Origin of the sequence: Actinacidiphila glaucinigra (assembly GCF_900188405.1) — a bacterium.
GTDB lineage: Bacteria > Actinomycetota > Actinomycetes > Streptomycetales > Streptomycetaceae > Actinacidiphila > Actinacidiphila glaucinigra.
In genome coordinates, this window is sequence record NZ_FZOF01000008.1 from 123804 (window position 1) to 144395 (window position 20592).

The 20592-nt window shown below is 70.9% G+C and carries 19 protein-coding genes; 9 read left to right on the top strand and 10 right to left on the bottom strand.

Annotated features, from left to right (window positions below; genetic code table 11):
* Positions 1–36: 36 nt before the first annotated feature.
* Positions 37–225 (bottom strand): hypothetical protein, encoded by a 189-nt coding sequence (locus CHF15_RS18780; RefSeq protein ID WP_089224988.1) that lies wholly within the window; start codon positions 223–225, stop codon positions 37–39.
* A 564-nt stretch (positions 226–789) separates the two neighbouring features.
* On the opposite strand from CHF15_RS18780, the gene CHF15_RS18785 reads away from it, so the two are divergent.
* From CHF15_RS18785 to CHF15_RS18820, 8 genes are all read left to right on the top strand, one after another.
* Entirely contained in the window at positions 790–4308 is a 3519-nt protein-coding gene (locus tag CHF15_RS18785; RefSeq protein WP_089224989.1) for a nitrate- and nitrite sensing domain-containing protein, read from the top strand.
* Between the two features lie 9 nt (positions 4309–4317).
* Complete coding sequence (locus tag CHF15_RS18790; protein WP_018562063.1) at positions 4318–4731, top strand: roadblock/LC7 domain-containing protein; 414 nt, start codon at positions 4318–4320, stop codon at positions 4729–4731.
* Positions 4732–4807: 76 nt separating this feature from the next.
* Entirely contained in the window at positions 4808–5215 is a 408-nt protein-coding gene (locus tag CHF15_RS18795; protein ID WP_089224990.1) for a DUF742 domain-containing protein, read from the top strand.
* Complete coding sequence (locus CHF15_RS18800; RefSeq protein ID WP_078620110.1) at positions 5196–5804, top strand: GTP-binding protein; 609 nt, start codon at positions 5196–5198, stop codon at positions 5802–5804. The genes CHF15_RS18795 and CHF15_RS18800 overlap by 20 nt, the downstream gene beginning before the upstream one ends.
* A gap of 462 nt (positions 5805–6266) precedes the next feature.
* Entirely contained in the window at positions 6267–9368 is a 3102-nt protein-coding gene (locus CHF15_RS18805) for a sensor histidine kinase (RefSeq protein WP_245938914.1), read from the top strand.
* Positions 9369–9377: 9 nt separating this feature from the next.
* On the top strand, positions 9378–9791 hold the full coding sequence (locus tag CHF15_RS18810; protein ID WP_018562059.1) for a roadblock/LC7 domain-containing protein: 414 nt from the start codon (positions 9378–9380) through the stop codon (positions 9789–9791).
* A 71-nt stretch (positions 9792–9862) separates the two neighbouring features.
* Positions 9863–10423, top strand: a complete 561-nt coding sequence (locus tag CHF15_RS18815; protein ID WP_089224992.1) for a DUF742 domain-containing protein — start codon at positions 9863–9865, stop codon at positions 10421–10423.
* A complete protein-coding gene (locus CHF15_RS18820; protein ID WP_089224993.1) occupies positions 10404–10982 on the top strand; it encodes a GTP-binding protein in 579 nt (192 codons plus the stop codon). Before CHF15_RS18815 ends, CHF15_RS18820 begins: the two co-directional genes overlap by 20 nt.
* A gap of 187 nt (positions 10983–11169) precedes the next feature.
* On the opposite strand, the gene CHF15_RS18825 is transcribed toward CHF15_RS18820, so the two are convergent.
* The 5 genes from CHF15_RS18825 to CHF15_RS18845 form a co-directional block, all read right to left on the bottom strand.
* The gene (locus tag CHF15_RS18825) at positions 11170–11388 is read right to left on the bottom strand and encodes an acyl-CoA carboxylase epsilon subunit (RefSeq protein ID WP_089224994.1); all 219 of its coding nucleotides are present in this window, start codon (positions 11386–11388) and stop codon (positions 11170–11172) included.
* A 16-nt stretch (positions 11389–11404) separates the two neighbouring features.
* Positions 11405–13027 carry an acyl-CoA carboxylase subunit beta gene (locus CHF15_RS18830; RefSeq protein ID WP_089225228.1) on the bottom strand — a complete coding sequence of 541 codons (1623 nt, stop codon included), beginning with the start codon at positions 13025–13027 and terminating at the stop codon, positions 11405–11407.
* Positions 13028–13194: 167 nt separating this feature from the next.
* Positions 13195–14067 (bottom strand): HpcH/HpaI aldolase/citrate lyase family protein, encoded by an 873-nt coding sequence (locus CHF15_RS18835; protein ID WP_089224995.1) that lies wholly within the window; start codon positions 14065–14067, stop codon positions 13195–13197.
* Positions 14064–15140, bottom strand: coding sequence for an HpcH/HpaI aldolase/citrate lyase family protein (locus CHF15_RS18840; RefSeq protein ID WP_089224996.1), 1077 nt, complete (start codon positions 15138–15140; stop codon positions 14064–14066). Before CHF15_RS18840 ends, CHF15_RS18835 begins: the two co-directional genes overlap by 4 nt.
* Before the next feature lie 93 nt (positions 15141–15233).
* Positions 15234–15713, bottom strand: a complete 480-nt coding sequence (locus tag CHF15_RS18845) for a GNAT family N-acetyltransferase (protein WP_089224997.1) — start codon at positions 15711–15713, stop codon at positions 15234–15236.
* 69 nt (positions 15714–15782) lie between these two features.
* On the opposite strand from CHF15_RS18845, the gene CHF15_RS18850 reads away from it, so the two are divergent.
* Positions 15783–16616, top strand: coding sequence for an MOSC domain-containing protein (locus CHF15_RS18850; RefSeq protein WP_089224998.1), 834 nt, complete (start codon positions 15783–15785; stop codon positions 16614–16616).
* 70 nt (positions 16617–16686) lie between these two features.
* Here CHF15_RS18850 and CHF15_RS18855 read toward each other — a convergent pair whose 3' ends face one another.
* The 4 genes from CHF15_RS18855 to CHF15_RS18870 all read right to left on the bottom strand — a co-directional run bounded on the left by CHF15_RS18855 (position 16687) and on the right by CHF15_RS18870 (position 20587).
* Positions 16687–17193, bottom strand: coding sequence for a hypothetical protein (locus CHF15_RS18855; protein ID WP_089224999.1), 507 nt, complete (start codon positions 17191–17193; stop codon positions 16687–16689).
* A gap of 122 nt (positions 17194–17315) precedes the next feature.
* Positions 17316–17630: a hypothetical protein gene (locus CHF15_RS18860; protein WP_089225000.1), complete on the bottom strand. Its 315-nt coding sequence runs from the start codon at positions 17628–17630 to the stop codon at positions 17316–17318.
* 363 nt (positions 17631–17993) lie between these two features.
* A complete protein-coding gene (gene cimA / locus CHF15_RS18865) occupies positions 17994–19598 on the bottom strand; it encodes a citramalate synthase (protein WP_089225001.1) in 1605 nt (534 codons plus the stop codon).
* 374 nt (positions 19599–19972) lie between these two features.
* Positions 19973–20587 (bottom strand): TetR/AcrR family transcriptional regulator, encoded by a 615-nt coding sequence (locus CHF15_RS18870; RefSeq protein ID WP_089225002.1) that lies wholly within the window; start codon positions 20585–20587, stop codon positions 19973–19975.
* Between the last annotated feature and the right edge of the window lie 5 nt (positions 20588–20592).

The following is a 20592-nucleotide window of genomic DNA, read 5'->3' on the forward strand; positions in this document are numbered from 1 at the left end:
GGGGGTGGCTCCCGGCCCCGCCCGCCGAGCCGCGCCTCAGGCGGTCGGCAGCTCCGTCAGGACGGTACGGCGGGGGTTGGCGGTCTGCCGGGGCAGCACGACGGCCTCCGCGCCCTCGACGGCCGGCGCGACCTCTGCGGTCCGCGCGTCCTCGGCGTCCGTCAGGTGCGCGAGGGTGGTACGGCGCGGGTTGGCTATGGGTCGCATGATCATGGTCGTCTTCATGGGCCGGTCAGAACCTCGTGTTGTACCGGGCGCCCCGCAAGGCGCGGTTGACGTAATACACGGCTGTGTCAAACGTCAATCTATCGGCGCCTGTTCCCCGATCCGGATGCCCAATACAACTGACGGCCTGTGATTTTCCTCACGAAGGCCGGGACAAGAGGGGCGAATCGGTCGGCCGGCCGATGCCCCCCAATCCGACATCACGGCCGATCCGGACTCTTCACCCCCGGTTGGCAGCAGCCGGGCGCCGGACGGGGGACCCCAACCCCCCTGGAGAAAGCCCGGATTGCCGGAAGAAATCCGAAAGGGGACCGACACCGCGTGATCCACCGGACGCGCTGAGTCACGTATTCCACTCGAAACATGTCGGCCCTTGTTGGACGTCCGGCACTGTGCTGGAATTCCCCGGACCGCCGTATCAACAGATGCCGGCGCGCAGGGGGGAGCGTGCGATCGCCGAGCGGCGGCGGCCAATGGGTATTCCGCCGGGGGGCGGTACTCCGAAGACTCGACACCGTCCTGCCGCCCGTGCGGGGGACGCCTGGTCCAGAGGTTGCGACGCTAGTGCAGGGACGTTTCAAGAGGGATGGCGGCGCTGCGGGCGACCCGGAGCAGCGCGGTGGGACCGAACACGGTCCCGCCCGCCGGGATGAAACCGCAGACGCCGGAACCGCGGGCGCGCAGAGCGACGTCACGCCGGGAATCGGTGTGCGCACCGGCCCGAAGCACGGCTCTCGAATAGCCATGCGCAACTGGCGCATCAGCACCCGTCTGGTGTCGCTGCTCGCGCTGCCGGTGGTCGCCGCGACCACGCTGGGTGCGCTCCGCATCCAGAGCTCGCTGGAGAACGTGCAGCAACTGGAGGCCATGACCTCGCTGACCGACCTCACGGAGCAGGCGACCAAGCTCGCCGCCGCGCTCCAGGAGGAGCGGGACGCCGCGGCCGGGCCGCTGTCCAGCACGCCCCGGGACGTCAACGACGACAACATCAAGGCCTCCCAGGCGAAGACCAAGCTGGCACGCACGGCCTACAACACCGCCGCGAACGAGGTCTCGCCGGACCTCACGGGCGTCAACGCCTCGCTGTCCGTGATCTCTCGTAATCTCCAAGAGCTGAACACGATCCGCGAGAACGCGTACGAGGAAGACGGCTACATCTCGCAGACCGTCAGCGACTACAACAACATCATCCAGTCGCTGATCGACCTCTCCCAGGAACTGGCCGAGGCGACCGGCAACCCGGAGATGATCGCGAGCACCCGCGCGCTGGCGGCCTTCTCGGCTGCCAAGGAGTACGACTCCATCCAGCGCGCCGTGGTCAGTGCCGCGCTCGCCGACAACCGCACGCTCAGCGCCGCCGACTTCCGTTACCTCTCGAGCGTCCACCGCTCCGAGAACACGGAGCTGAAGCAGTTCGGCCAGATCTACGGCCAGGCGAACGCCGGGGACCTGCTCAAGGGCCTCAACGGCGGCAACGACATCGTCACCAAGGTCGACCAGCAGGTCGAGCGCATCACGGCCTCCGAGTCCAGCATCCAGAACTTCAAGGACACCTCGTACCTGGACTGGGACGACGACGCCAAGACCAAGCTCCAGGTCATGGGCCAGATCGAGCAGACCCTGCTGCAGCAGATGCAGCAGAAGGCCCTGACGCTGCGAGACGAGGCCCAGCAAGAGGCGATCCTCAGCGGTGCGCTGATCCTCCTCGTGCTCGGTATCTCGGTCGTCGGCGCCTTCGTCGTCGCCCGGTCGATGGTCCGCTCGCTGCGCCGGCTGCAGGACACCGCCCAGGAAGTCGCCCAGAAGCGACTGCCCGAGCTGGTCAAGCAGCTCTCCGAGTCCGACCCGCAGGACGTCGACACCTCGGTCGAGTCGATCGGCATCCACACCCGCGACGAAATCGGCCAGGTGGCCCGCGCGTTCGACGAGGTCCACCGCGAGGCGGTCCGTCTCGCCGCCGAGCAGGCGCTGCTGCGAGGGAACGTCAACGCGATGTTCACCAACCTCTCGCGCCGCAGCCAGGGCCTGATCCAGCGCCAGCTGAGCCTGATCTCCGAACTGGAGTCCCGCGAGGCCGACCCGGACCAGCTGTCCAGCCTCTTCAAGCTCGACCACCTCGCGACCCGTATGCGCCGGAACGGCGAAAACCTCCTCGTCCTCGCGGGCGAGGAGCCCGGCCGCCGCTGGACCCGCCCGGTCCCGCTGGTCGACGTCCTGCGCGCCGCCGCCTCCGAGGTGGAGCAGTACGAGCGCATCGAGCTCACCTCGGTGCCGGCGGTCGAGGTCACCGGCCGCGTCGTCAACGACCTCGTCCACCTGCTCGCAGAGCTGCTGGAGAACGCGACCTCGTTCTCCTCCCCGCAGACCAAGGTGCGGGTCACCGGTCACGCGCTGCCCGACGGCCGCGTGCTGATCGAGATCCACGACACCGGCATCGGCCTCTCCCCGGAGGACCTCGCCGACATCAACGAGCGGCTCGCGAACCCGCCGACGGTGGACGTCTCCGTCTCCCGCCGCATGGGTCTGTTCGTGGTCGGCCGCCTGTCCCTGCGACACGGCATCCGGATCCAGCTGCGTCCGTCCGACTCGGGCGGCACCACCGCGCTCGTCATGCTGCCGGTGGACGTCACCCAGGGCGGCGCCAAGCCGCAGCCCGGCGCGGGCAACCGCGGCCAGCAGCCCGGCGGTGCCCCCGGCGCGGCTCCGGGCGCGCCCGCCCCCGCGATGGGCGGCGGCGGTACGGGACTGGCCGGCATGCACCGCAGCGGCCAGCGCGGCCAGGTGTCCGGTTCCGCGTCGCGTCCGGCCCTCAACTCCGGGCCCGGCATGGGCCCGCAGGGCGGCCGTCCGGGCGGCCCCGGCGCTCCGGCGGGTCCCGGCCCGCAGCGCTCGGGCCCGAGCTGGGCCAACGAGCAGGTCCCCGGCGGCCAGGGCCGGCCGCAGCAGCCGCAGCAACCTCAGCGGCCCGCGGCTCCCCCGCAGCGTCCGGCGGCCCCGCAGCCGATGGGTGCGGCGCACGGTCCCGAGGCGGACATGCCGCGCGGTCACGAGGACCTGGAGTCCACGGCGCAGTTCGAGCGCCCGGACTTCAACGCGATGCCGCACGCGCCGCAGGCGTACGGCGGCCCCCAGGCCCCGCAGATGCCGCAGGCCCCCCAGATGCCGCAGGCCCCGCAGATGCCGCAGGCTCCGCAGATGCCGCAGCACGGTGGCCAGGTCCCGCAGCAGCAGGGCCAGTTCACCCGCAGCGACGTCTTCCAGCGCCCCGCTGCGCCCCAGGCACCGCAGTACCCGCAGGCACCTCAGTACCCGCAGGCGCCGGAGACCCCGCCGCCCGCTCCGGCGGCCCCGCAGGGCCCGCGGCACTCCGCGAGCTACGCCCAGGGCCCCGGTGGCGGTCACCAGCAGCAGCGTCCCGCGGCCCCGCAGGCCGAGCGGCAGCCGCTGCCGCCCGTCAGCGAGCCGATGGCGCTGCCCCCGGCCCCGATGCGCGCGGACGAGTCCAGCCCGATCTTCGACTCCCTCGAGTCGGACTGGTTCCGTACCGGTCGTGCGGAGCGCATGCAGCAGGTGCACGTCGAGAGCGGCCCGGTCCCGGCGCAGCAGAACGGCAACGGCCAGAGCGTCGGCGCGCCCACCCGGCCGCCGCAGCGCCCGCAGCAGCCCGCGCCGCAGCAGCAGCCCCACCAGCAGCAGCCGCAGCGGGCCCGCGCCGAGTACCCCGCGCCGCCCGCGCACCCGGCACAGCCCGCGCAGCCGCCGCAGCCTCCGCGCCGCGAATCGGCGGCGTGGCGGTCCTCGCCGAACGACGAGGTGTGGGAGCGCGCCGGCCAGGTGCGCCAGCCGTCTGCCGGCGGGGTCACCCCGTCCGGTCTGCCGCGGCGGGTCCCCAAGGCCAACCTCGTCCCGGGAGCCGGTGCTCCCCAGCAAGCCCCACAGGGCGGTCCGCAGATCTCGCGGGCGCCCGACGACGTGCGCGGACGCCTGACCAACCTCCGTCGCGGTATCCAGCAGGGCCGCCAGGCCGGTACGGGAACGACCGACGGCCGCGGCTTTGGCACCACTCACCAGCAGGAGCGTTAGTTGAGTCAGATGAGCCAGGCGGCACAGAATCTGAACTGGTTGATCACCAACTTCGTGGACAACACCCCCGGGGTGTCCCACACCGTGGTCGTATCCGCCGACGGCCTGCTGCTGGCCATGTCCGAGGGCTTCCCCCGTGACCGCGCCGACCAGCTGGCCGCGGTGGCCTCCGGCCTCACCTCGCTGACCGCGGGCGCGTCCCGCATCTTCGAGGGCGGCAGCGTCAACCAGACCGTCGTGGAGATGGAGCGCGGCTTCCTCCTCCTGATGTCGGTCTCGGACGGATCCTCACTCGCCGTACTGGCGCACCCCGAGTGCGACATCGGCCTCGTGGGCTACGAGATGGCCCTGCTCGTCGACCGAGCGGGCGCCGTTCTCACCCCCGACCTGCGCGCAGAACTCCAAGGCAGCCTGATGGGCTGAGCTCTCCGGAGCCCGGCCGAATGCACGCCCCATGACTACTCGCGACACGCGTCCGCTCTTACCCGGAGGACCATTCATGACCCCGCCGCCCGCCTCGCCCGGCCCGTACGGCGCGCCCCACCATGCGCCGTACGGGGACGAAGGCGACCAGCCGCTGGTGCGGCCGTACGCCATGACCGGTGGTCGCACCCGGCCCCGCTACCAGCTCGCCATCGAGGCGCTGGTCAGCACCACCGCGGACGCGAGTGCCTTCCAGGGGCTACTCCCCGAACACCAGCGCATCTGCCACCTGTGCATGGAGATCAAGTCGGTCGCCGAGATCTCCGCACTGCTGGGGATCCCGCTGGGGGTGGCCCGGATTCTGGTGGCCGACCTGGCTGAGGCCGGTATGGTCGCCATCCACCAGCCGAGCAGCGGCGAGGCCGGCGGACAGCCTGATGTGACACTGCTCGAAAGGGTGCTCAGTGGACTTCGCAAGCTCTAGGCCGGGGCAGCAGGCGGCGTACGGTGCGCCGCCCGCGGCCCGGTCCACCACCTCGGCGAAGATCGTGGTGGCGGGTGGCTTCGGCGTGGGCAAGACCACGTTCGTCGGAGCGGTCTCGGAGATCAACCCGCTCCGCACGGAGGCCGTGATGACCTCGGCGTCCGCGGGCGTGGACGATCTGACGCACGTGGCCGACAAGACCACGACGACCGTGGCGATGGACTTCGGTCGTATCACGCTCGACGACGACCTGATCCTGTACCTGTTCGGTACGCCGGGCCAGGACCGCTTCTGGTTCATGTGGGACGACCTGGTCCGCGGTGCCATCGGCGCCGTCGTCCTGGTCGACACCCGCCGGCTGGCGGACTGCTTCCCGGCCGTCGACTACTTCGAGAACAGCGGCCTGCCGTTCGTCATCGCGCTCAACGGCTTCGACGGGCACCAGCCGTACACGCCCGACGAGGTCCGGGAGGCGCTGCAGATCGGCCCGGACGCGCCCATCATCATCACCGACGCCCGGCACCGGGCCGAGGCGAAGAGCGCGCTCATCACGCTCGTCGAACACGCGTTGCTCGCTCGTCTCAAGTAAGCGTTCCAGCTTGCCACTTCACGAAAGGACCGGCTGTGTCTTTTGACATGGCCGGTCCTTCTGTTCATAACGTTTCGACCGCGAATCGCAACAACCCGAACACCGCCCGCGCCCAGTCGGCTTCACTGCGCATACATCCACCCAGTGAATTGCCACCGCTTTACGCTTATGCCCCCTTTGACCGGCGCGTGATCATGGCTTCGCACTCCTCGCCGGAGGTTTGTGGAGCACCCCCATGACGTGCTGGAATTCATCGAAACCCGAGAGTAGGAACGGCGCCGCCCGCGCCGTCGCCGAGAGGTTGTTGGTCGAGTGAGGAACACGAGGCGAGCAGAGCCGGGTCCCGCGGACCACCCGCGTGGCAATTTCACCCCGCCTGCGCGATACGGCACGGCACAGGACACCGCCCACGAGGCCGCCCCTGCCCCCGAGCCGGCGGCGAGCGCGGGAAGCCGCTTCGCCATGCGCAACTGGCGGGTGGCCACCCGTCTGAACGTCATCCTCCTCATCCCGGTGCTGGTCGCCCTGGTCTTCGGCGGCTTCCGGGTGCAGAGCTCGGTGAAGACCTGGCAGGACGCGGACGACGCGGTGCGGACCGCCAACGCCGTACGTGCCGCCGTGGACTACGCCAACGCCATCCTGAACGAACGCGATCTCAGCGTCGTTCCCCTGCTGGCCGGCGACACCGACAACGAGACCGTCACCGCGACCCGCGCGGCCACCGACCAGGCCGCCGCGAAGTTCGACACGGCCGTCGCCGAGCTGCCCGTGAACGACCGGCTGCAGCGCCGCGTGGAGAACATCCGCGAGGGCGAGAAGGTCCTGGCGAAGCTGCGCGACACGGCCTTCACCCGGCAGCTCCCGGGCGTGCAGACCGAGGAGAAGTACGTCGAGGTCCAGCACCCGCTGATGGAGCTGGCGAACGAGCTGGGCTTCGGCACCAACAGCGTCGCCTCCTACGGCCGCACGCTCTACGCGCTCGAACTGTCGAAGGCCGCCGAGTCGCTGACCCGCTCCATAGGCACCCACCTGCTCGTCGAGGACCGCAGCAAGCTCGCCGACGGCGAGCTGCAGCTCCAGGTCACCGCCTTCACCTCGTACGCCTACCTCCAGCAGGTCGCCCTCGAGGAGTACCGGGGCGGCGGCACCGACGCGGACTACCAGCGGCTGCAGAACGAGCAGGCCGCGGCCCTGGAGAAGGGCAAGGAGCAGGTCGCCGAGGCCGCACAGGCGGCCAAGCAGGCCGGTCAGCCCTTCAAGGCGCCCCCGAGCCTGGAAAACATGATCAAGCTGATCGCCTCCGGTCAGGACCCTGAGCAGCTCAAGAGCCAGGGCGTGACCGCGCAGAGCTGGTTCGGCGCGACCACCCTCGCCTTCGACGCCTACAAGAACGTCGAGCAGCACCTGGCCAACCAGGCCTACAACGACTCGAGCGACATCGCCGACAGCGCCCGCATCGACGCCATCGTCAACTCCGCCGTCGTGCTGATCGCGCTGATCATCGCCTTCATCGTGGCCGCGATGGTCGCCCGCTCCATGAGCAACAGCATGCGCCGCCTGCGCACCTCGGCCTTCGAGGTCGCCGAGCAGCGCCTGCCCAGCCTGGTCGACCAGCTCTCCCGCACCGACCCGGGCAAGGTCGACACCCGCGTCCAGGCGATCCCGATCACCTCCAACGACGAGATCGGCGAGGTCGCCCGCGCCTTCGACCAGATCCACCGCGAGGCGGTACGGCTCGCCGCCGAGCAGGCGCTGCTCCGCGGCAACGTCAACGCGATCTTCACCAACCTCTCCCGCCGCAACCAGGGCCTCATCCAGCGCCAGCTGACGCTGATCACGGACCTGGAGAACAACGAGGCGGAGCCGGACCAGCTGGAGAACCTCTTCAAGCTGGACCACCTGGCGACCCGTATGCGCCGCAACGGCGAGAACCTCCTGGTCCTCGCCGGCGAGGAGCCCGGCCGCCGCTGGAACCAGCCGGTCCCGCTGGTCGACGTGCTGCGCGCGGCGGCCTCCGAGGTGGAGGCGTACGCCCGTATCGAGCTGGTCGGCATCCCGGAGACCGAGATCCACGGCACCGCCGTGACCGACCTCGTGCACCTGCTGGCCGAGTTGCTGGAGAACGCCACCACGTTCTCCTCGCCGCAGACCAAGGTGCGGGTCACCGCGACGCGGCTGCCCGACGGCCGCGTCATGGTCGAGATCCACGACAAGGGCATCGGCCTCACGGCCGAGGACTTCGCGGACATCAACCACAAGCTGGCCGACCCGCCGATCGTCGACGCGTCGATCTCCAAGCGCATGGGCCTGTTCGTGGTCGGCCGCCTGGCCGACCGGCACGGCATACGCGTCCAGCTCCGTCCCTCCGGCGAGCAGGCGGGCACCACCTCGCTGGTCATGCTCCCCGAGCCGATCACCCACGGTGGCGGCGGCGAGGAGATGCCGCTGGAGGACGACTTCACCGTCTCCCGGATCGTGCCGGAGCTCGAGACCCCGCAGTTCGACGCCTACGGGCCGACCGCCGCCGAACTCGGCTTCGACGACTCGCGCTACGAGCGCGCCGAGGTCCCGAACGACGCCCGCTCGCTCGACCCGGTCGGCCGTTCGCTCATGCGCGACCAGCGCCGCGCCCAGCTGGAGGCCGCGGCCGGCGACCGCACCGCGGAGCGCCCGCCCTTCGAGGGCGATGCGCAGGAGACGGGCTTCCAGGACGGCTACCAGGAGTCCGGCGCCGAGGCCGCGTTCCAGGAGACCCCCTTCCAGGACAACGGCTTCCCGGCCAACGGCTACGCCGAGCAGGGCTACCAGGAGCCGCAGGCCCAGCCGTTCCCGGAGCAGCACGGCTACGACGCGCAGCCCGGGTTCCAGGAGCCGGCGTACACCGAGGGCGCCTACGCGGAGCAGGGATACGCCGCTCCGCAGAACGGCTACGCCCAGGACGACTGGCAGCAGCAGAACGGCTACGCCCAGGAGCAGTGGACGGCAGCACCCGGCGGCGAGCTGCCGCAGGCGGCCCAGCAGCAGGGCTTCCCCGCCCAGGCCGCGACCGATTCCGCCGCAGCCGCCCCCTTCGGGGCCCCGGAGCGCGTAGGCTTCGACCAATCGGGTCCGACCACCGGCCCGCTGCAGTCCTCGGTGACCGACGCGGGACTGCCGCGCCGCGACCGCGGATGGCAGCAGTCCGGCCCGGCGGCCCCGGCGCAGCCGGAACCCCAGTCGGCGGAAGCCTTCCCGGCGCAGCCGGCGCCCTCCGCACCGGCGCCGGACGGGGAGTCGTCCTCCGACTGGCGCTCCACGAACGACGAGAACTGGCAGCGGGCCGAACAGGCCCGTAAGCCCAAGGCGGGCGGGGTCACCCCCTCCGGCCTGCCCCGGCGGGTCCCCAAGGCCAACCTGGTCCCGGGCACCGCCCAGCAGACTCCGCAGGGTGGACCGATGGTCTCCCGTGCACCCGAGGACGTCCGCGGCCGGCTGAGCAATCTCCGGCGCGGTGTCCAGCAGGGACGCACTGCGGGAACTGACACGAACGGCCAGGGCTTCGGCCCCAAGCACCAGGAGCGTTAGTTGAGTCCGATGAGCCAGGCGGCACAGAACCTGAACTGGTTGATCACCAGTTTCGTGGACCAGACCCCGGGGGTCTCCCATACGGTTGTGGTCTCTGCCGACGGCCTGCTGCTGGCGATGTCCGAAGGATTCCCGCGGGACCGCGCGGACCAGCTGGCCGCGGTGGCCTCCGGTCTGACCTCGCTGACCGCGGGTGCCTCGCGCATCTTCGAGGGCGGCCACGTGAACCAGACCGTCGTGGAGATGGAGCGCGGCTTCCTCTTCATCATGTCCGTCTCGGACGGTTCCTCGCTGGCCGTGCTGGCGCACCCGGAGTGCGACATCGGCCTCGTGGGCTACGAGATGGCCCTGCTGGTCGATCGGGCGGGCAATGTGCTCACCCCCGATCTGCGTGCGGAATTGCAGGGCAGCCTGCTCAACTAACGGACAGGCATGCGGGCGCGTCTGGGGACCCGTAGGGTTTTCAGACGCGCTACCCAGCTGGAGGAGGAACCGTGGCAACGCCCCCAGGCGGAGATCAGTACGGCAATCACCAACAGCAGCCGCCCCTGAAGCGGTTCAACTTCCCCTCGGCACCGAGCCAGGAGCCACCCCCCACCCACGGTGGGGGGCATCCCGGCCCCATGCCGCCGCACCGGCAGCCGAGGATCCAGCCGTACGAACCCCCGCAGGCGCCACCGCCTCGGACAGCGCAGACCGGGCGCGCCAGGACGCCGTCCGGTCTGGTACGCCCCTACGCCATGACCGGTGGCCGCACCCGGCCGCGCTACCAGCTCGCCATCGAGGCACTGGTCAGCACGACCGCCGACCCGGCCCAGCTGCGGGGCCAGTTGCCGGAGCACCAGCGGATCTGCATCCTCTGCCGGGAGATCAAGTCGGTCGCGGAGATCTCCGCGCTCCTCTCCATCCCCCTCGGCGTCGCCCGAATCCTCGTCGCCGACCTGGCGGAGGCCGGGCTCGTCGCCATTCACCAGCCCGGTGGCGACGATGCCTCGGGCGGACAGCCAGACGTGACACTGCTCGAAAGGGTGCTCAGTGGACTTCGCAAGCTCTAGCGGTCCAGCTCGCTCAACCACCTCGGCGAAGATCGTGGTGGCGGGCGGCTTCGGCGTGGGCAAGACCACGTTCGTCGGTGCCGTATCGGAGATCAACCCGCTGCGTACCGAAGCCGTGATGACCTCCGCCTCCGCGGGGATCGACGATCTGACGCACGCGCCGGACAAGACCACCACGACGGTGGCCATGGACTTCGGCCGTATCACCCTGGACGAGGACCTGATCCTCTACCTGTTCGGTACGCCGGGCCAGGACCGCTTCTGGTTCATGTGGGACGACCTGGTGCGCGGCGCCATCGGCGCGGTCGTCCTGGTCGACACCCGCCGGCTGGCCGACTGCTTCCCGGCCGTCGACTACTTCGAGAACAGCGGCCTGCCGTTCGTCATCGCCCTCAACGGCTTCGACGGGCACCAGCCGTACAACCCGGAGGAGGTCCGCGAGGCCCTCCAGATCGGCCCCGAGGCGCCGATCATCATCACGGACGCCCGGCACCGGGCCGAGGCGAAGAGCGCGCTCATCACGCTCGTCGAGCACGCCCTGATGGCGCGGCTGCGGTAGCGGTTCCCGCTCCCGAGCACGACGCGAAAGGCCCCGCACGAGATGTGCGGGGCCTTCGCGCTGCCTGGGGAGCCGCGGCGGCGCCGCGGCCGCGCTCCGGGCCGGGGACGCGTCGTGGTGCCCCCATACGACGACGGCGGCGCGGCACCCGGGAGGGGTGCCGCGCCGCCGTGCGGGACCGGAGGGGTCAGCTGCGCCAGCTGTGCGGCGCGCTGAAGCCGGACTGCCGCTCCAGGCGGCGCCAGCCGGCCGTGGAGCGGGGCTTGACGTAGTCGGTCGCGTCCTGGCCCTGGGCCGCGGCGCGGGCGAGCAGGACAGCGGTGAGGGCGGCCAGCTCCTCGTCACTGGCGTGGCCGCGCTCCACGCGCACGAGCGCGGCGGAGGTGCTGTCGGCAGGGGTGCTCACGGGGTTCGTCTCTCCCTTACTGGGGCGGGTTGCCGTGCTTGCGGGACGGCAGGTCGGCGTGCTTGGTGCGCAGCATCGCGAGCGAGCGGATGAGGACCTCGCGCGTCTCCGCGGGGTCGATCACGTCGTCCACCAGGCCGCGCTCGGCGGCGTAGTAGGGGTGCATCAGCTCGGACTTGTACTCCTTCACCATGCGGGCGCGCATGGCGTCGGGGTCGTCGGCCTCGGCGATCTGACGGCGGAAGATCACGTTGGCGGCGCCTTCGGCGCCCATGACGGCGATCTCGTTGGTCGGCCAGGCGTAGGTCAGGTCGGCGCCGATCGACTGGCTGTCCATGACGATGTAGGCACCTCCGTACGCCTTCCGCAGGATCAGCGAGATCCGCGGCACGGTCGCGTTGCAGTACGCGTACAGCAGCTTGGCGCCGTGCCGGATGATGCCACCGTGCTCCTGGTCGACGCCCGGCAGGAAGCCGGGGACGTCCAGAAGGGTGATGAGCGGGATGTTGAAGGCGTCGCACATCTGCACGAAGCGCGCGGCCTTCTCGCTGGCCTCGATGTCGAGGACGCCGGCGAGGGAGGCGGGCTGGTTGGCGATGATGCCGACGACCTGGCCGTCGAGGCGGGCCAGGGCCACGATGATGTTGGTCGCCCAGCGCTCGTGGATCTCCAGGTACTCGCCGTCGTCGACGAGCTCCTCGATCACCTGGTGCATGTCGTACGAGCGGTTGCCGTCGGCCGGGACGATGTCCAGCAGGACGTCGGAGCGCCGGTCGGCCGGGTCCGCGGCGGGGGCCGACGGCGGGTTCTCGCGGTTGTTCTGCGGCAGCATCGACAGCAGGTAGCGGACCTCCTCCAGGCAGGTCTGCTCGTCGTCGTACGCGAAGTGCGAGACACCGGAGACCTCGGAGTGGACGTCGGCGCCGCCGAGCCCGTTCTGGGAGATCTTCTCGCCGGTGACGGCCTGGACGACGTCCGGGCCGGTGATGAACATCTGGGAGGTCTCCCGGACCATGAACACGAAATCGGTCAGGGCCGGGGAGTACGCGGCGCCGCCGGCGCAGGGGCCGAGCATCACGGAGATCTGCGGGATCACACCGGAGGCGCGGGTGTTGCGCTGGAAGATGCCGCCGTAGCCGGCGAGCGCCGAGACGCCCTCCTGGATACGGGCACCGGCGCCGTCGTTCAGCGAGACCAGCGGGGCGCCGGCCGCGATGGCCATGTCCATGATCTTGTGGATCTTGCTGGCGTGGGCCTCGCCCAGCGCGCCGCCGAAGATCCGGAAGTCATGGGCGTACACGAAGACGGTCCGTCCGTGGACGGTGCCCCAGCCGGTGATGACACCGTCGGTGTAGGGCTTCTTCGACTCCAGGCCGAATCCGCTGGCGCGGTGCCGGCGCAGCGGCTCCACCTCGTTGAAGGAGCCCTCGTCGAGCAGCAGCTCGATGCGCTCGCGCGCGGTCAGCTTGCCCTTGGCCTTCTGGGCCTGGGTGGCCTTCTCGCTGGGGCCGAGCCGGACCTGCTCGCGGATGGCGTGCAGTTCCGCGACGCGCCCGCGCGCGTCGTTCGCCGGCTGCGCGGCCTCTTCGGCCCCTTCGGCCTCGGCGGGCTGGGTCGGCACCTCGTCCAAAACGCTCATGCCATCGACCATACGAGCGGAGGGCCGTCAAAATCGGCGTCGACTTCGTACAGTGTCCGGACCCGCTTCATGGAGCATCTGGACAGAACCAACACAAGAAAGGCCCCGCACGGCACGTGCGGGACCTTTTCTTTGTAGCGGTTGTCCACCCGGACTCAACGGGAGCGCTACCTTCCGGATACCGCCTCGGCCAGCGCAAGGACACGCCGGGCGTCATCCACATGGAGGTTCTCGATCATCCGGCCGTCCACCGTGACCACCCCCCGGCCCTCGGCCACGGCCTCCTCGAAGGCCTCGATGATGCGCCGCGCCTTGTCGGCCTCCTCCGGCGAGGGGGCGAAGACCCTGTTGCAGACCTCCACCTGCCGGGGGTGGATCAGGGTCTTCCCGTCGAAGCCGAACCGCCGGCCCTGGACGCACTCCGCCTCGAAGCCGCTCTCGTCGGTGACGTCGTTGTAGACACCGTCCAGGATCACCTTGCCGGCCTCGCGGGCGCCCAGCAGGGCCAGCGACAGCCCGGTGAGCAGCGGGGCACGGCCGGGGACGTGCTCGGCGTGCAGCTCCTTGGCGAGGTCGTTGGTACCCATGACCAGTACGCGCAGCCGCTCGGAGGCCGCCGCGACGGCACGGGCGTCCAGCATCGCGCGCGGGGTCTCCACCATCGCCCAGATGGCCGTGCGGTCGGGGGCGCCCGCGGCCTCCAGGGCGCGCTCGACGGCGTGCACCGTCGCGGCCGAGTCGACCTTGGGGACGACCACGGCGTCCGGGCCCGCCTCGGCGGCGGCCCGCAGGTCGTCCTCGTGCCAGGGCGTACCGGGCGAGTTCACCCGGATGGCGACCTCCCGGTACCCGTACTCGCCGGAGGCGGCGGCCGCGGCGACCCGCTTGCGTGCCTCGGGCTTGGCGTCGGGCGCGACGGAGTCCTCCAGGTCGAGGATGAGCGCGTCGGTGGGGAGGGTCTTCGCCTTCTCCAGGGCGCGCTCGTTCGCGCCGGGCATGTAGAGGACGGAGCGGCGCGGCCGCAGGATCGCGTCGGTCATCGGTTCTGCTCCTGCTCCTTGTACGCGGCCTCGTACGCCTGCGCCAGCTCCGGGTCGCGGGCGGCCAGCGCCTCGGCGAGCTCGACGACGACGTGGCACTGCTTGACCGTGGCGTCGTCCTGCATCTTGCCGTCGATCATCACGGCGCCGGTGCCGTCGCCCATGGCGTCGATGACCCTGCGCGCCCAGGCCACGTCGGCGGGCGCCGGGGAGAAGACCCGCTTGGCGATGTCGATCTGCACCGGGTGCAGGCTCCACGCGCCGACGCAGCCGAGCAGGAAGGCGTTGCGGAACTGGTCCTCGCAGGCGGTGGTGTCCTTGATGTCGCCGAAGGGCCCGTAGTAGGGCAGGATCCCGTGCGCCGCGCAGGCGTCGACCATGCGCGCGATCGTGTAGTGCCACAGGTCCTGCTGGAAGGTCAGCCGCGGCAGCTCCATCCCGGGATCCTTGGGGTCCTCCCGCACGAGGTACCCCGGGTGCCCGCCGCCGACGCGGGTGGTCTTCATGCGGCGGCTCGCCGCGAGGTCGGCGGGGCCGAGGGAGATGCCCTGCATCCGGGGGCTCGCCCCGGCGATCTCCTCGACGTTCGCGACGCCCGTCGCGGTCTCCAGGATCGCGTGGACGAGGATCGGCCGCCCGATGCCCGCCTTGGCCTCCAGCTGGGCCAGCAGCCGGTCGACGTAGTGGATGTCCTCCGCGCCCTCGACCTTGGGCACCATCACGACGTCGAGCTTGTGGCCGATCTCGGTGACCAGGGTCAGCAGGTCGTCCAGCGCCCACGGCGAGTCGAGGCTGTTGATCCGGGTCCACAGCTGGGTGTCGCCGAAGTCCTGGGCCTTGGCCGTGGCGACCAGCCCCGCACGGGCGGCCTCCTTGCGGTCGGCCGAGACGGCGTCCTCCAGGTTGCCCAGCAGGACGTCCACCTTGGGGGCGATGGTGGGGACCTTCGCCGCCATCTTCTCGTTGCTCGGATCGAAGAAGTGGATCATCCGCGACGGCCGGAACGGCACTTCCCGTACGGGGGCCGGGGCCCCCACGGCCAGCGGTCGGAAGAAGTCCTTCGCGGAACGCATGCGGTCTCCCAGGGTTCGAGGGTGGGGAGCGTACGGCGCTCACCCTATGATCCGCGGGGTCCTCGCGTTACCGGTCGGTACGTGTGCCGTTGGTCACCGGTCGGTCACCGGCGGCAGACGGTAGGTCAGATCCGGCTCGCCCTCCTCGTTCTCGGTGCCCCCGCTGCCGGGGACGGCACGGAAGCCGTGCCGTTCGTAGAACGCGCGTGCCGCGGTGTTGCGCCGGAAGACGTGCAACGACAGTGGGCCGTCCGGGTGATGGCGCACGACCTCGTCGAGCAGCCGCGTGCCGATGCCGCGTCCGCGCACGTCGGGCCGCAGGTAGAGATGCTCCAGCCAGTCGCCCCCGAGTGCCGCGAAGCCGACCGCGGCACCGGTCCCGGTCTCCTCCGCGAGCCACACCCTGCACTGCTCCAGGACGACGTTCGCGACCCACCACCGGGTCTCCTCGTCGCTGTGCAGCCGGGGCAGCCAGGGCATCGCGGCCTCCCGGGAGGCGAGGAACACCGCGGTGATCGCGTCCGCGTCCTCGGCCCGCGCGGGTCTGATCCTCGGCGTCGTGTCGTCGGTCACGCGATGACGGTACGCCGGGCGCGGGAGCGTGATCGAATGGGTTTCTCCGCCCCGGGAAGGACGAGCCCCATGACCGCCGCGACCGTGCACTCGCTGACCTGCTACCCCGTCAAGGGCTGCGCCGGCGTGCCCCTGACCGGCGCGGCCGTCACCGCTACCGGCCTGGTCCACGACCGTACGTTCATAGTGGTCGACGCGGCCGACGGATCCTTCCGCAGCCAGCGGACGCTCCCGCGGATGGCGGTGGTGCGCGCGGACGTCACCGACGACGGCAAGCACCTGTCGCTGTCGGCGCCCGGGGCCGGGGAACTGACGCTGGAGGTGGCGTACGAGGGGCCTTCGCGCGAGGTCGTCCTGTTCGACCGGCCGCTGGGGCCGGCGGTGGACCAGGGCGAGGAGGCAGCGCACTGGTTCTCCGAGGCGCTGGGTGCGCCCTCGCGCCTGGTGCGGGTCCGTCCGGGCTTCGACCGGGACGGCTGGGGCGAGCACCCGGGCAAGGTCAACTTCGCCGACGCGCACGCCCTTTCCGTGGCCTCGCTGGCCTCGCTCGACGACCTCAACAGGCGCATCACCGAACGCGGCGGCACACCCGTGCCGGTGGACCGCTTCCGCCCCAACATCGCGGTCGCCGGCTGGAGCGAGCCCCACACCGAGGACCGGGCGCGGCTCATGGACGTCGGCACCGCCCGCCTCGGCTACTCCGTGCGCGCGATGCGCTGCTCCGTACCGCTGGTCGACCAGGCGACCGGCCGTACCGCCGGACCCGAGCCGGTGCGCACCCTGGCCGGCTACCGGCGGGAGCCGGAGTACGGCAACAAGGTGAGCTTCGCGATGAAGGCGGCGGTGCTCCGGCCGGGCACGATCGCAGTGGGCGACCCGGTGGAGGTCCGGTCCTGGGCGTGAGCGTCGTCGGTGTGCGGGACCGCCCGCGGCACGGCCGGGACCGTGCCGCGGGCGGCTCCGCGGGCACGGATCAGCAGCCGCCGCAGTTGTAGTACAGGACGTCCCAGTGGTTGCCCTCGTCGGCGTAGATGTTGCCCGAGCCGGAGCGGTACTGGGGTGCGCCGTCACCGCGCAGGCCGATGTAGGTGAAGACGCCGTGGATGTAGTTGGTGACGCAGCTGTTCTTGCCGTAGTCGAGCTTGTAGCCGTTCCAGTGCGAGTAGGTGCCGCTCGCGTGGCCGGTCTCGGTGCCGCCGGTGATGTTCAGGGCGCAGCCGGTGGCGCCCTTCAGCGTCACCGCGCCCTGTGCGGTCGGCTGGTTGAGCTGGTCGAAGGACGTGCAGGTCGCGTTGTTGCGGTTGGAGCAACCGCCTGACGAGGACCAGGTGATCCCGGCGTTGCGGAACATCGTCGTGGCCTGGGCGTGCGTCAGTTTCGTGACGGCGTAGGCGTCGTGGGACGCGGTCAGACCGACGCCGGGGGCGAACAGCACTCCGAGCGCGAGGACGAGCGCGCTCAGGACGGAGCGGAACTTCATGGGGATTCCTCCTGCTGGGGACCGTGCTTCCGGTGGGGCGGCGGTGCAGGTGGAGCAGGGAGCAGGAGGAGTGTGCCCGGTGTTCTACGCGCGTATGCGCGGCACTTGGAGCGTGCGGGGCGCTAGTTGCTGCACTTGGCGTTGTAGCCGACGTTGTAGCCGCTGGAGTAGCCCGACTTGTACTTCGCGTTCGTGGTCTCCGGGCTGTAGGAGTCGTAGTACGAGCAGGACTTCCCGTCGAAGCGTCCGTCGAGAAGCCCGGCGTTGTAACCCTGCTGGTACTTCGGGTCGTCCTTGGTGGGAGCCTGCTGCGCGGACGCCGTCGCGTGGTGCGAGGTGTCCGCGGACGCCGTTGCCGGTACCGCCGACGAGAACGCCAGCGCCGCGGCCGCGACGAGGGGGCTTGCCAGCAATGCGATGCTTCGCTTGGCGCGCATGAATTTCTTCTTCCCTGGAATCTGGTACGCGCGGATGGTGCGCTCGACCCGGCCGGGGACGCATGGAGGACATGCGAAGCGGGCCCGGAGGGCGAAATCTGCAATGCGGTGCGCCGGGCACCATGACAGCCGGTCGATTCCGACTGCGCACGCCATCTGACCTGCGGATCAAGTCATCCCACGTCGATGACGCCGATAATTCGACCGTAACGACCCGGGCGCCGGGTGTCCACTCATGGACACGTGCTCTTCTTGGGACGGATCAATCACCCGGAATTACCGGGTGAGAATTCCGGTGCCCACGGCAATTATTCCGGCGCGGCGGACGCGGGTTATCACGCCGCGTCCGCCGTGTCGGGCCCTTCAGTCGTTCCGGCGCGGCTCCACGCCGGCCCGCAGCAGCCCGTACGCGTAGGCGTCCTCCAGTGCCTGCCAGGAGGCGGCGATGACGTTCTCGCCGACACCGACGGTGGACCATTCGCAGCTGCCGTCGGAGGTGGAGACCAGCACCCGGGTGATGGACTCCGTGCCGTGCTTGCCCTCCAGGATGCGGACCTTGTAGTCCACCAACTCCAGCTTGGCCAGCTGCGGGTAGGTCCGCTCCAGCGCGACGCGCAGCGCGCGGTCCAGCGCGTTGACCGGGCCGTTGCCCTCGGCGGTGGCGACGATGCGCTGGCCGTCGGCCCACACCTTGACCGTCGCCTCGTTGGCGTGCGTGCCGTCGGGGCGGTCCTCGACGATGGCGCGCCAGGACTCGACCCGGAAGTAGTGCAGCGGCCTGCCCTCCACCTCCTCGCGCAGCAGGAGTTCGAAGGAGGCGTCGGCGGCCTCGTAGGTGTAGCCCTCGAGTTCGCGCTCCTTGACGCGCTCCACGACGCGGCCGACCAGCTCCCGGTCGTCGCCGAGGTCGATGCCGAGCTCTTTGCCCTTGAGCTCCACCGAGGCACGGCCCGCCATGTCGGAGACCAGCATGCGCATGGTGTTGCCGACCAGTTCCGGGTCGATGTGCTGGTAGAGGTCGGGGTCGACCTTGATCGCGGAGGCGTGCAGCCCCGCCTTGTGGGCGAAGGCCGAGATTCCCACGTACGGCTGGTGGGTGGAGGGCGTGAGGTTGACGACCTCGGCGATGGCGTGCGAGATGCGGGTCATCTCGGCGAGGGAACCGGCGGGCAGGACCTTGCGGCCGTACTTGAGTTCCAGCGCCGCGACGACCGGGAAGAGGTTGGCGTTGCCGACCCGCTCGCCGTAGCCGTTGGCGGTGCACTGGACGTGGGAGGCGCCCGCATCGACGGCGGCGAGGGTGTTGGCGACGGCGCAGCCGGTGTCGTCCTGGGCGTGGATCCCCAGGCGGGCTCCGGTGTCGGCGAGCACGGTGCGGACGACGGCGGTGATCTGGGCGGGGAGCATCCCGCCGTTGGTGTCGCAGAGGACGACGACATCGGCGCCGGCGTCGTGGGCGGTACGCACGACCTCCTTGGCGTACCCCGGGTTGGCCCGGTAGCCGTCGAAGAAGTGCTCGCAGTCGACGAAGACCCGTCGGCCCTGGGAACGCAGGTGGGAGACGGTGTCCCGGACCATCTCCAGGTTCTCCTCGAGCGTGGTGCGCAGGGCCAGCTCGACATGCCGGTCATGGGACTTGGCGACCAGCGTGATGACCGGGGCTCCCGACTCCAGCAGCGCCCTGACCTGCGGATCCTCCGCGGCGTTGCCGCCGGCGCGGCGCGTGGCGCCGAACGCCACCAGTTGGGCGTGCCGCAGGTCCAGCTCCGCGGCGGCGCGGGCGAAGAACTCGGTGTCGCGCGGGTTGGCACCCGGCCAGCCGCCCTCGATGAAGCCCACCCCGAAGTCGTCCAGGTGCCGGGCGATCGTCAGCTTGTCGGCGACGGTGAGGTTGATGCCCTCGCGCTGCGCGCCGTCGCGCAGCGTGGTGTCGAAGACGTGGAAGCTGTCGTCCAGTACGGCCGTCATGGTTCGTTCCAACTCCTGTCGGGTGAGTGGTTCCGGAAGACCGGGCTCCACTTGCCCCCATCATCCCTCGCGCTGCGCCGCCTCCGGCGCGGGTGGGCCGGGAAACGAAAAAACCCCTCGCGGGTGCGAGAGGTCTGCGCGCGGGTCTGGGACACGGTGGTCGCTTCCGCGATGGTCTGCGGTTCGGCGATCACTGAGGACCGGCGCGCCTGCTGCCGATAATCATGGCGAACGAGGGCACATCGGCAGTCTGCCACAGGACCCGCGGACGTGGGACACGGTCTCAGAATGCGGGCACCGGGCCGGCGGGGGCCGCGGCGGCCGCGTCCGCTCCGGCCCGGGCAGCAGCGCCGCCCCCGGCCGCGAGCCTTCCGTCAGCCCGCGGGGGCCGGGGTGAGGGCGTCGTCCAGGAACTCCTTGACGTGCTCCAGGGTCTGCCCGCGGTCCGTCCCCGGCAGCCCGATGACCAGGGGCACCCCGAAGCCGTCCAGCAGCGCCCGCAGCCGCACGGTGAAGCGCTCGGGGTCCAGGGGCCGGAAGTCGCCGCGCGAGATGCCCTCGGCGAGCAGGGCGACCAGGTCGCGGTGCCAGACCAGTTCGAGATCGAGCTGGCGGCGCAGCACGTCCTCGGCGGCCGTCGTCCTGTTCCAGATCTCGGACCACAGCGTCCAGCGCGGGTCGCGGCGCCCGTCGGGAAGGTAGAGGTCGATCACGGCGTCGAGCCGCTCCCGAGGCGCGGAGGGGCCGCCCAGCACCCGCCGGCGCTCGGCGGCGAGCTGCTCCTCGCTCCATTCGAGGGTCTGCAGCAGCAGCTCGTCCTTGCTGCCGAAGTAGTAGAGGACGTGCCCGCTGCTCATGCCGACCTGCCGGCCGATGCCCGCGATGGTCAGCTCGGCGAGCCCGCGCTCGGCGATGGTCGCCATGGCGGCGGCCATCACGTCCTCGCGCGGCTGCTTGAGCCGCCGCCGCGGGCGGGCGGGTCCGGTCACTGTTC